Origin of the sequence: Streptomyces sp. NPDC059957 (assembly GCF_042730015.1) — a bacterium.
GTDB lineage: Bacteria > Actinomycetota > Actinomycetes > Streptomycetales > Streptomycetaceae > Streptomyces.
Window position 1 is genome coordinate 1 of sequence record NZ_JBHWMB010000134.1, and the last position, 11,252, is coordinate 11,252.

Genomic DNA, 11,252 nt, shown 5'->3' on the forward strand with positions numbered 1-11,252 from the left:
GGGGCTGGGTGTATCCAGCCCCTCCGGCGTTTGAGGAGCGGGGGTCCGGGGGCTGGCCCCCGGAAACGGCGCCGCACCCGGCGAAGGGTCCGGGCGGAGCCCGGAGAACGGTGAAAGGGCGGGTAGGGGACAGCCCCGCAGGGCTACGCCGCTACGGCCGCGCGGATCTCGTCCGCGAAGGTCTGGGCGGCAGCCCGCAGCGCGGCCGCGTCCGGCCCGTGCTTCAGCACGCCCCGCGACACGTTCGGGACGACATTGCGGACGGCCGCGCCGAACACCGCCGGGAGGTCCGCCGCGGTAGCGCCCTGCGCACCGATGCCGGGGGCCAGCAGCGGCCCGTTGATGTCCAGGTCGAAGGAGGACAGGTCCCCGAGCGTCGCCCCGACCACGGCTCCGAAGGAGCCCATCGGGGAGGCCCCGGCGTTCTCCGCCGCCAGGTGCGCCAGCATCGTCGCGCCGATCGAGCGGCCGTCTTCCCGTACCGCCCGCTGGACCTCCGCACCCTCGGGGTTGGAGGTCAGGGCCAGGACGAACAGACCGGCCCCCGACTCCCGCGCCAGATCGACGGCCGGCTTCAGCGAGCCGTAGCCGAGGTACGGGGACACCGTCAGCGCGTCGGAGAAGAGCGGCGAGGAGGGCGAGAGGAAGGTCTCCGCGTACGCGGCCATCGTCGAGCCGATGTCACCCCGCTTGGCGTCCATGAGGACGAGCGTGCCCGCCGCACGGGCGTCGGCCACCGTCTGCTCCAGTACCGCGATCCCGCGCGAGCCGAACCGCTCGAAGAACGCCGCCTGCGGCTTGAAGACCGCGACGGAGTCGGCCAGCGCCTCGACGACCGTGCGGGAGAACTTCTCCAGGCCCGCGACGTCGTCGTTCAGGCCCCAGGAGGCCAGCAGCGCCGCGTGCGGGTCGATGCCCACGCAGAGCGGCCCGCGGGCGTCCATCGCCTCGCGCAGGCGCGTACCGAAGGGGATCACAGAAGTCACAGAGGTCACAGCGCGGCCTTTCGGGTTTCGGCGCCCACCGCTTCGGCGAGCGTCGCGTACGGGCTGGCGGCCAGGCGCGCTGCCAGGCCCTTGTGGATGGCGCGGGCGTAGCAGGGGCCCTCGTAGATGAAGGCGCTGTAGCCCTGGACCAGGCTCGCGCCGGCCAGGATCCGCTGCCAGGCGTCCTCGGCGTTCTCGATGCCGCCGACGCCGACCAGGACCAGCCGGTCGCCCACGCGGGCGTACAGCCGGCGCAGGACCTCCAGGGAGCGCTCCTTGACCGGGGCTCCGGACAGGCCACCGGTCTCCTTGATCAGCGAGGGGTCGGACTTCAGGCCCAGGCCCTCGCGGGCGATGGTCGTGTTCGTCGCGATGATGCCGTCCAGGCCCAGCTCCAGGGCCAGGTCCGCGACCGCGTCCACGTCCTCGTCCGCGAGGTCCGGAGCGATCTTGACGAGCAGCGGGACCCGCCGGTCGGTCACGACGCGGTCCGCCGCCTCGCGCACGGCGCTCAGCAGGGGGCGCAGCGACTCCGTGGCCTGGAGGTTGCGCAGGCCCGGGGTGTTCGGGGAGGAGACGTTGACGACGAGGTAGTCCGCGTGCCGGGCGAGGCGCTCGGTGGAGGCGACGTAGTCGGCGACGGCCTCCTCCTCGGGGACGACCTTCGTCTTGCCGATGTTGACGCCGACGACCGTCTTGAAGACCGGGTTGCGGGCGGCCAGGCGCTCGGCGACGGCCGCCGAGCCCTCGTTGTTGAAGCCCATGCGGTTGATCAGCGCGCGGTCCGGGACCAGCCGGAACAGCCGCTTCTTCGGGTTGCCGGGCTGCGGCTCGGCGGTGACGGTGCCGATCTCGATGTGGTCGAAGCCGAGCATCGACATGCCGTCGATGGCGACGGCGTTCTTGTCGAAGCCGGCCGCGAGCCCGAAGGGGCCGTGCATCCGCAGCCCGAGGGCCTCGGTGCGCAGGGACGCGTACCGGGGGGCCAGGTAGGCGGCGACGAAGGTGCGCAGCACCGGGGTGCGGGCGGCGAGGCGGATCCAGCGGAAGGCCGTGTAGTGGGCCTGCTCCGGGTCCATGCGCTTGAAGACCAGGTTGAAGAACAGTTTGTACATCGTCCGAAATATCCCTTTGGCACTCATGAAAGGGGGGACACCGGTCGCTGTCGCCGGTGCCCCCCTTTCGTACGGGCTGCTAGTCGCGGGCCGCCGTGAGCCGCTCCGCGTGCTCCTGGAGCGAGCGGACGCCCACGTCTCCGCGGTTGAGCGCGTCGATGCCCTGGACGGCCGCGGCGAGCGCCTGGACCGTGGTGAGGCACGGGACCCCGCGCGCCACTGCGGCCGTACGGATCTCGTAGCCGTCGAGGCGGCCACCGGTGCCGTACGGGGTGTTGACGATCAGGTCGACCTGGCCGTCGTGGATGAGCTGGACGATGGTCTTCTCGCCGTCCGGGCCCTCGCCCTCGCTGAGCTTGCGCACGACGGTGGCGTTGATGCCGTTGCGGCGCAGGACCTCGGCGGTGCCGGAGGTGGCCATCAGCTCGAAGCCGTGGGCGACGAGCTCGCGCGCCGGGAAGATCATCGTGCGCTTGTCGCGGTTGGCGACGGAGATGAAGGCGCGGCCCTTGGTGGGCAGCGGGCCGTAGGCGCCGGCCTGCGACTTGGCGTACGCCGTGCCGAAGACGGAGTCGATGCCCATGACCTCGCCGGTGGAGCGCATCTCCGGGCCGAGGACGGTGTCGACGCCGCGGCCGTGGATGTCGCGGAAGCGCGACCACGGCATGACGGCCTCCTTGACGGAGATCGGCGCGTCGAGCGGCAGGGTGCCGCCGTCGCCGGTCTTCGGGAGCATGCCCTCTTCGCGGAGCTCGGCAATGGTGGTGCCGAGCGAGATGCGGGCGGCGGCCTTCGCGAGCGGTACGGCGGTCGCCTTCGAGGTGAAGGGGACGGTCCGGGAGGCGCGCGGGTTGGCCTCCAGGACGTAGAGGATGTCACCCGCCATCGCGAACTGGATGTTGATCAGGCCGCGGACGCCGACGCCCTTGGCGATGGCCTCGGTGGAGGCGCGCAGGCGCTTGATGTCGTAGCCGCCGAGGGTGATCGGGGGCAGGGCGCAGGCCGAGTCGCCGGAGTGGATGCCGGCTTCCTCGATGTGCTCCATGACGCCGCCGAGGTAGAGCTCGGTGCCGTCGTAGAGGGCGTCGACGTCGATCTCGATCGCGTCGTCGAGGAACCGGTCGACCAGCACGGGGCGGGTCGGCGAGATCTCGGTGGACTCGGCGATGTAGGAGGACAGCCGGTCCTCGTCGTAGACGATCTCCATGCCGCGGCCGCCGAGCACGTACGAGGGGCGTACGAGGACGGGGTAGCCGATCTCGTCGGCGATGGCCTTGGCGCCGGCGAAGGTGGTGGCGGTGCCGTGCTTGGGGGCGGGCAGGCCTGCCTCGGCGAGGACCTGGCCGAAGGCGCCGCGGTCCTCGGCGGCGTGGATGGCCTCCGGCGGGGTGCCGACGACGGGAACGCCGTTGTCCTTGAGCGCCTGGGCGAGACCCAGCGGGGTCTGGCCGCCGAGCTGGACGATGACGCCCGCGATCGGGCCGGCGAGCGACTCGGCGTGGACGATCTCCAGCACGTCTTCGAGCGTGAGCGGCTCGAAGTACAGGCGGTCGGAGGTGTCGTAGTCGGTGGAGACGGTCTCCGGGTTGCAGTTGACCATCACGGTCTCGTAGCCCGCGTCGCTGAGGGCGAAGGAGGCGTGGACGCAGGAGTAGTCGAACTCGATGCCCTGGCCGATGCGGTTCGGGCCGGAGCCCAGGATGATGACCGCGGGCTTCTCGCGCGGGGCGACCTCGGACTCCTCGTCGTAGGACGAGTAGAAGTACGGGGTCTTCGCGGCGAACTCGGCGGCGCAGGTGTCGACCGTCTTGTAGACCGGGCGGACACCGAGCGCGTGGCGGACCTCGCGGACGACGTCCTCGCGCAGGCCGCGGATCTCGGCGATCTGGAAGTCGGAGAAGCCGTGGCGCTTGGCCTCGGCGAGCAGCTCGGGGTAGAGCTTGTCGGCGGCGGCCAGCTCGTCCGCGATCTCCTTGATGAGGAAGAGCTGGTCGACGAACCAGGGGTCGATCTTCGTGTACTCGAAGACCTCTTCCTGGGTGGCGCCGGCGCGGATGGCCTGCATGACGGTGTTGATGCGGCCGTCGGTGGGGCGGACCGCGGTGGTGAGGAGCTCTTCCTTGTCGCCGGTGGGGCCGACGAAGGTGAACTGCGAGCCCTTCTTCTCCAGCGAGCGCAGGGCCTTCTGCAGGGCCTCGGTGAAGTTGCGGCCGATGGCCATGGCCTCGCCCACCGACTTCATGGTGGTGGTGAGGGTGGCGTCGGCGAGCGGGAACTTCTCGAAGGCGAAGCGCGGGGCCTTGACGACGACGTAGTCGAGGGACGGCTCGAAGGAGGCCGGCGTCTTCTCGGTGATGTCGTTGGGGACCTCGTCGAGCGTGTAGCCGATGGCCAGCTTGGCGGCGATCTTGGCGATCGGGAATCCGGTGGCCTTCGACGCGAGCGCCGAGGAGCGCGAGACGCGCGGGTTCATCTCGATGACGATGACACGGCCGTCGACCGGGTCGATCGCGAACTGGATGTTGCAGCCGCCGGTGTCGACACCGACCTCGCGGATGATCGCGATGCCGATGTCGCGCAGCCGCTGGTACTCGCGGTCGGTGAGCGTCATCGCCGGGGCGACGGTGATGGAGTCGCCGGTGTGGACGCCCATCGGGTCGAAGTTCTCGATGGAGCAGACGACGACGACGTTGTCCTTGGTGTCGCGCATCAGCTCCAGCTCGTACTCCTTCCAGCCGAGGATGGACTCCTCCAGGAGCACCTCGGTGGTCGGGGAGAGCATCAGGCCCTGGCCGGCGATGCGGCGCAGCTCGTCCTCGTCGTGGGCGAAGCCGGAGCCGGCGCCGCCCATGGTGAAGGAGGGGCGCACGACGACGGGGTAGCCGCCGAGGGTGTCGACGCCCTGGATGACGTCGTCCATCGTGTGGCAGATGACCGAGCGCGCGGACTCGCCGTAGCCGATCTTGGCGCGGACGGCTTCGACGACGCCCTTGAAGAGGTCGCGGTCCTCGCCCTTGTTGATCGCCTCGACGTTGGCGCCGATGAGCTCGACGTTGTACTTCGCCAGCACACCCTGCTCGTGCATGGAGATGGCGGTGTTCAGCGCGGTCTGGCCGCCGAGGGTCGGGAGCAGCGCGTCCGGGCGCTCCTTCGCGATGATCTTCTCGACGAACTCGGGGGTGATCGGCTCGACGTACGTGGCGTCGGCGATCTCCGGGTCGGTCATGATCGTGGCGGGGTTGGAGTTCACCAGGATCACCCGCAGGCCCTCGGCCTTGAGGATGCGGCAGGCCTGGGTCCCGGAGTAGTCGAACTCGGCGGCCTGGCCGATGACGATCGGGCCGGAGCCGATGACCAGGACGGACTGGATATCGGTGCGCTTAGGCACGCTCGGCCTCCATCAGATTCACGAAACGGTCGAAGAGGTACGCGGCGTCGTGCGGGCCGGCGGCCGCCTCGGGGTGGTACTGGACGGAGAAGGCCGGCTGGTCGAGCAGCTGGAGGCCTTCCACGACGTTGTCGTTCAGGCAGACGTGGGAGACCTCGGCGCGGCCGTAGGCGGTCTCCGAGACCTTGTCGAGGGGCGCGTCCACGGCGAAGCCGTGGTTGTGCGCGGTGATCTCGACCTTGCCGGTGGTGCGGTCCTGCACCGGCTGGTTGATGCCGCGGTGGCCGTACTTCAGCTTGTACGTGCCGAAGCCGAGCGCGCGGCCCAGGATCTGGTTGCCGAAGCAGATGCCGAAGAGCGGGGTCTTGCGGGCGAGGACGCCCTGCATGACGGAGACCGCGTGGTCGGCGGTGGCCGGGTCGCCCGGGCCGTTGGAGAAGAACACGCCGTCGGGGTTGACCGCGTACACGTCCTCGGCGGTGGCGGTGGCGGGGAGCACGTGCACCTCGATGCCGCGCTCGGCCATCCGGTGCGGGGTCATGCCCTTGATGCCGAGGTCCACGGCGGCGACGGTGAACTTCTTCTCACCGATCGCGGGGACGACGTACGTCTCCTTGGTGGAGACCTCGGCGGAGAGGTCGGCGCCCTTCATCTGCGGGGCGGCCTGGACCTTGGCCAGCAGCGCCGCGTCGCGCACGCCCTCCCAGGCCTCGCCCGAGAAGATGCCGACGCGCATGGCGCCGCGCTCGCGCAGGTGGCGGGTCAGGGCGCGGGTGTCGATGCCGGAGATCCCGACGACGCCCTGCTTGACGAGCTCCTCGTCCAGCGAGCGCACGGAGCGCCAGTTGGAGGGGACGCGGGCGGGGTCGCGTACGACGTATCCGGCGACCCAGATGCGGGAGGACTCGGGGTCCTCGTCGTTGACGCCGGTGTTGCCCACGTGCGGGGCGGTCATCACGACGACCTGCCGGTGGTACGACGGGTCGGTGAGGGTCTCCTGGTAGCCGGTCATGCCGGTGGAGAACACGGCCTCGCCGAAGGTCTCCCCCACAGCGCCGTAGGCGCGGCCGCGGAAGATCCGACCGTCCTCCAGGACGAGTACGGCGGGAGCTTTGGCTGCTCCCCTGGTGGAGGTCGTCATCGTTCGGCGCCTTCCGTCGTGGTGATTGAGTGGTTCATGTCGTTGATCGCTTCGACCCATGCGGCGTGTTCTGCCGCGCGGTCGGAGCGGAATCCGGAGTCGATCAGCCTGTCGCCGTGCGCCCATGTGACGACGAGGAGACCGCCCTCGGTGAGTACCTTGCCCGCGATTCCCTTGTCGAGGCGGGCGCCGCGCAGCTGCGCGGCCGGTACGAAGAAGTCGGTGGCACCCGGACGGACCACGTCGAGGCCCGCGTCGGTGAGCGCGAGCTCGACCCGGCTGCGGACGCCCAGTCCGTGGGCGACGATCCGGTCGAGCCACTGCCCGGCGGTGGTGGACCCGTGGTACCGGCCGGTCAGGGCCAGCCGGTGCTCGGGGAGACCGCCGGGGGCGGCGGGCAGCTCCGGCAGATCGCTCTGCAGGGTGCCGCGCCATTTCCAGCCCTGCCGCATCAGCCAGTACACGAAGGCGATGAAGACGAGCAGACCGATCACCCACGCGATGCGGGCGCCCCAGTCCGTCACCTCCGCCGACTGTCGCCCGGCGGCCTCGGCGGCCAGTTGGATTACTGCAGGTGTCACGCCAGCGTCCCGTCCACGACCGTTGCCCGGCCCCGCAGGAAGGTGTGAGTGACGCGCCCCGGCAGCTCACGGCCCTCGTAAGGCGTGTTGCGGCTGCGGGAGGCGAAGTGTGCGGGGTCCACGACACCACGGTACGAGGTATCGACCAAGGTCAGGTTCGCGGGTTCACCTGCCGAGACGGGGCGTCCGTGGTTCGGAAGGCTGCCGATGCGCGCCGGGGCGAAGGACATGCGCTCGGCGACGCCCGCCCAGTCGAGCAGTCCGGTCTCCACCATCGTCTGCTGGACGACGGAGAGCGCGGTCTCCAGGCCCACCATGCCCATGGCGGCGGCGGCCCACTCGCAGTCCTTGTCCTCGTGCGGGTGCGGGGCGTGGTCGGTGGCGACGATGTCGATCGTGCCGTCGGCGAGCGCCTCGCGCAGGGCCAGGACGTCGGCCTCGGTGCGCAGCGGCGGGTTGACCTTGTAGACCGGGTTGTACGAGCGCACGAGCTCGTCGGTGAGGAGCAGGTGGTGCGGGGTGACCTCGGCGGTGACGTCGATGCCGCGGGACTTGGCCCAGCGGATGATCTCGACGGAGCCGGCGGTGGAGAGGTGGCAGATGTGGACGCGGGAGCCGACGTGCTCGGCGAGCAGGACGTCGCGGGCGATGACCGATTCCTCGGCGACGGCCGGCCAGCCGCCGAGGCCGAGCTCGGCGGAGACGATGCCCTCGTTCATCTGGGCGCCCTCGGTGAGGCGGGGCTCCTGGGCGTGCTGGGCGACGACGCCGCCGAAGGCCTTCACGTACTCCAGGGCGCGGCGCATGATCACGGCGTCGTCCACGCACTTGCCGTCGTCGGAGAAGACGGTGACGCGGGCGGCGGACTCGTGCATGGCGCCCAGCTCGGAGAGCTGCTTGCCCTCCAGGCCGACGGTGACGGCACCGATGGGCTGTACGTCGCAGTAGCCGGACTCCTTGCCCAGGCGCCACACCTGCTCGACGACGCCGGCGGTGTCGGCGACGGGGAAGGTGTTGGCCATGGCGAAGACGGCGGTGTAGCCGCCGGAGGCGGCGGCGCGGGTGCCGGTGAGGACGGTCTCGGAGTCCTCGCGGCCGGGCTCGCGCAGGTGGGTGTGGAGGTCGACGAGGCCGGGGAGGAGGACCTGGCCCGCGGCTTCGATGACGGTCGCACCCTCGGCGCTCAGGTTCTGACCGACCTCGGCGATGGTCTCGCCATCGATCAGGACGTCCTGCGCCTCGCCACCGAGTACCTTCGCGCCACGGATAAGGATCTTGCTCATGTGCTCAGTCGCATTCTGTGGTCGAGGTGGCGCTCAGCGTCACCAGTCCGATAGTGTGCATCACGGCCGGACGCAAGCGTTTCGAGCCTCTGCCGCCGGACGGGCGGTGAACCGCACGCGCAGTCGTTTCGGCGGCAAGGCACCGGGCAACCGGGAGTCGGATGCGTGAACCTCCGGCTCCGGCCGGGAATCCCGGCCCTACGGGTCCGGGAGGACGTCAATTGCTCTCCTCGGTGCGCGTGCGCATGGCGGTAGCGGGCTCGCTACCGCCGAGCAGCAGGTACAGGACGGCCATGCGGATCGAGACGCCGTTGGTGACCTGCTCGATGACCGTGCAGCGGTCGGAGTCGGCGACCTCGGCGGTGATCTCCATGCCGCGGACCATCGGGCCGGGGTGCATCACGATGGCGTGCTCGGGCATACGGGCCATCCTGGCGCCGTCCAGGCCGTAGCGGCGGGAGTACTCGCGCTCGGTGGGGAAGAAGGCGGCGTTCATCCGCTCGCGCTGCACGCGCAGCATCATCACGGCGTCGGACTTCGGCAGCACCTCGTCCAGGCTGTACGAGATCTCGCACGGCCAGGCCTCGACGCCGACGGGCACCAGGGTGGGCGGGGCCACCAGGGTGACCTGGGCGCCGAGGGTGTGCAGCAGGTGGACGTTGGAGCGGGCGACCCGGCTGTGCAGGACGTCGCCGACGATGGTGATCCGGCGGCCGTTCAGGTCCTTGCCGAGCCCGAGGTCCTTGCCGACGAGGCGGCGGCGCATGGTGAAGGCGTCGAGCAGGGCCTGGGTGGGGTGCTCGTGGGTGCCGTCGCCGGCGTTGATCACCGGGGCGTCGATCCAGCCGGAGGTGGCGAGGCGGTAGGGGGCGCCGGAGGCGTGGTGGCGGATGACGACCGCGTCCACGCCCATGGCCTCCAGGGTCTGGGCGGTGTCCTTGAGGGACTCGCCCTTGGAGACGCTGGAACCCTTGGCCGCGAAGTTGATGACATCGGCGGAAAGGCGCTTCTCGGCGGCCTCGAAGGAGATCCGGGTCCGGGTCGAGTCCTCGAAGAAGAGGTTGCAGATCGTGCGGCCGCGCAGGGTGGGCAGCTTCTTGATCGGCCGGTCCGCGACGCGGGCCATCTCCTCGGCGGTGTCGAGGATCAGGACGGCATCGTCGCGCGTGAGATCGGCGGCCGAGATGAGGTGGCGCTTCATCCGGGTGCTCCGTAAGTCGTTGAGGTCAAAGCCGTGGTGAGGTCAAAGCCCTGGTGAGGTCGAAGCCGTGGGAGGGCGGACGGGCTGGCTGGGGGTGCGGGCAGGGCAGGCTCCGGCGCGGACCCCGAGGGGCCCGGCCGTCGTCGGGGGCTACTGCCCGGCTGCCCGGTCGGTCCGCTGGCCGAGCAGCACGGCGTCGCGGCCGTCCTCCTCCTGGACCTGGACCTGGACGTTCTCCCGCAGCGACGTGGGGAGGTTCTTGCCGACGTAGTCGGCGCGGATCGGCAGTTCGCGGTGGCCGCGGTCGACGAGGACCGCGAGCTGCACCGCGCGGGGGCGGCCGAGGTCGCCGAGGGCGTCGAGGGCGGCGCGGATGGTGCGGCCGGAGAAGAGAACGTCGTCGACGAGGACGACCAGGCGGCCGTCGATGTCGTCGCCGGGAATCTCGGTGCGGCCGATCGCCCTGGCGGGCTTCATCCGCAGATCGTCGCGGTACATGGTGATGTCGAGGGAGCCGACCGGGATCTTCGCACCGGTGATCTCTTCGAGCTTGGCAGCCAGCCGGCGGGCGAGGAAGACGCCGCGGGTGGGAATGCCGAGGAGCACCACATCGTCGGCGCCCTTGGCGCGTTCGACGATTTCGTGGGCGATGCGGGTCAGGACGCGGGCGATGTCCTGCGCTTCGAGAACGGGGCGCATGACGTCGGCAGCCGTTTTCTGATCCCGCTGGTCCTGCTGATCGTGCTGAGTGTCCATGAAAAGGACCTCCTTCTCCGCCTCACGGGACGGACCTTAAAGGACGTCGGATGTACGCGTTCCACGGTACCAGGGGGATTCCCGCGAGCCGGCATCGGGGCAGACCAGGACCCCTCTTACGTGGGCGTTGGAGACCATTCGGCTTGACGCATCCAAGTAACGCTGCGTAACCTCACAGTGAGTTACCAGCCGCGCGGCGGAGCCGCACGTGGTCATGTCGTCACAGCGTCCGGGAGCGTTATGTCCAGCGAATACGCCAAACAGCTCGGGGCCAAGCTCCGCGCCATCCGCACCCAGCAGGGCCTTTCCCTCCATGGTGTCGAGGAGAAGTCCCAGGGCCGGTGGAAGGCCGTGGTGGTCGGTTCTTACGAGCGCGGAGACCGCGCCGTGACCGTCCAGCGTCTTGCCGAGCTGGCGGACTTCTACGGGGTTCCGGTGCAGGAACTGCTGCCGGGTACGACCCCCGGCGGAGCGGCCGAGCCGCCGCCGAAGCTGCGCCTGGACCTGGAGCGCCTGGCCCACGTGCCCGCCGAGAAGGCCGGTCCGCTGCAGCGTTACGCCGCGACCATCCAGAGCCAGCGCGGCGACTACAACGGCAAGGTGCTCTCGATCCGCCAGGACGACCTGCGCACCCTCGCCGTCATCTACGACCAGTCGCCCTCGGTCCTGACCGAGCAGCTGATCAGCTGGGGCGTGCTGGACGCGGACGCGCGTCGCGCGGTGGCGCACGAGGACATCTAGTCCCCCAGGCCTCAGCAGAAACGTTTACCGGTGGGTGCCGGGAGCCGACAGGCTCCCGGC

The 11,252-nt window shown here is 70.4% G+C and carries 9 protein-coding genes; 1 reads left to right on the forward strand and 8 read right to left on the reverse strand.

The window, feature by feature from the left end; all coding sequences use genetic code 11:
- Nucleotides 1-143: 143 nt before the first annotated feature.
- The 8 genes from pyrF to pyrR form a co-directional block, all read right to left on the reverse strand.
- Complete coding sequence (pyrF, locus tag ACFWBW_RS40510) at nt 144-986, reverse strand: orotidine-5'-phosphate decarboxylase (RefSeq protein WP_385384526.1); 843 nt, start codon at nt 984-986, stop codon at nt 144-146.
- Nucleotides 987-991: 5 nt separating this feature from the next.
- Nucleotides 992-2,101 (reverse strand): quinone-dependent dihydroorotate dehydrogenase, encoded by a 1,110-nt coding sequence (locus tag ACFWBW_RS40515; RefSeq protein ID WP_385384528.1) that lies wholly within the window; start codon nt 2,099-2,101, stop codon nt 992-994.
- A 79-nt stretch (nt 2,102-2,180) separates the two neighbouring features.
- Complete coding sequence (carB, locus tag ACFWBW_RS40520) at nt 2,181-5,489, reverse strand: carbamoyl-phosphate synthase large subunit (RefSeq protein WP_385384531.1); 3,309 nt, start codon at nt 5,487-5,489, stop codon at nt 2,181-2,183.
- On the reverse strand, nt 5,482-6,630 hold the full coding sequence (gene carA / locus ACFWBW_RS40525; protein WP_385384534.1) for a glutamine-hydrolyzing carbamoyl-phosphate synthase small subunit: 1,149 nt from the start codon (nt 6,628-6,630) through the stop codon (nt 5,482-5,484). The genes carB and carA overlap by 8 nt, the downstream gene beginning before the upstream one ends.
- Entirely contained in the window at nt 6,627-7,211 is a 585-nt protein-coding gene (locus ACFWBW_RS40530) for a hypothetical protein (RefSeq protein ID WP_385384537.1), read from the reverse strand. Before ACFWBW_RS40530 ends, carA begins: the two co-directional genes overlap by 4 nt.
- Nucleotides 7,208-8,494 carry a dihydroorotase gene (locus ACFWBW_RS40535; RefSeq protein ID WP_385384540.1) on the reverse strand — a complete coding sequence of 429 codons (1,287 nt, stop codon included), beginning with the start codon at nt 8,492-8,494 and terminating at the stop codon, nt 7,208-7,210. Before ACFWBW_RS40535 ends, ACFWBW_RS40530 begins: the two co-directional genes overlap by 4 nt.
- 217 nt (nt 8,495-8,711) lie before the next feature.
- Nucleotides 8,712-9,695, reverse strand: a complete 984-nt coding sequence (locus tag ACFWBW_RS40540) for an aspartate carbamoyltransferase catalytic subunit (protein ID WP_385384543.1) — start codon at nt 9,693-9,695, stop codon at nt 8,712-8,714.
- A gap of 150 nt (nt 9,696-9,845) precedes the next feature.
- Nucleotides 9,846-10,451, reverse strand: coding sequence for a bifunctional pyr operon transcriptional regulator/uracil phosphoribosyltransferase PyrR (pyrR, locus tag ACFWBW_RS40545; protein ID WP_385384547.1), 606 nt, complete (start codon nt 10,449-10,451; stop codon nt 9,846-9,848).
- Between the two features lie 240 nt (nt 10,452-10,691).
- Between pyrR and bldD the strand changes: the two genes are divergently transcribed.
- The gene (gene bldD, locus ACFWBW_RS40550) at nt 10,692-11,192 is read left to right on the forward strand and encodes a transcriptional regulator BldD (protein ID WP_069929708.1); all 501 of its coding nucleotides are present in this window, start codon (nt 10,692-10,694) and stop codon (nt 11,190-11,192) included.
- Nucleotides 11,193-11,252 lie beyond the last annotated feature (60 nt).

Coding starts and splice junctions, on each gene's coding strand:
- ACFWBW_RS40515 (WP_385384528.1), bottom strand. CDS start 2,101: ATGTACAAACTGTTCTTCAACCTGGTCTTCAAGCGCATGGACCCGGAG.
- carA (WP_385384534.1), bottom strand. CDS start 6,630: ATGACGACCTCCACCAGGGGAGCAGCCAAAGCTCCCGCCGTACTCGTC.
- ACFWBW_RS40535 (WP_385384540.1), bottom strand. CDS start 8,494: ATGAGCAAGATCCTTATCCGTGGCGCGAAGGTACTCGGTGGCGAGGCG.
- ACFWBW_RS40540 (WP_385384543.1), bottom strand. CDS start 9,695: ATGAAGCGCCACCTCATCTCGGCCGCCGATCTCACGCGCGACGATGCC.
- pyrR (WP_385384547.1), bottom strand. CDS start 10,451: ATGGACACTCAGCACGATCAGCAGGACCAGCGGGATCAGAAAACGGCT.
- bldD (WP_069929708.1), top strand. CDS start 10,692: ATGTCCAGCGAATACGCCAAACAGCTCGGGGCCAAGCTCCGCGCCATC.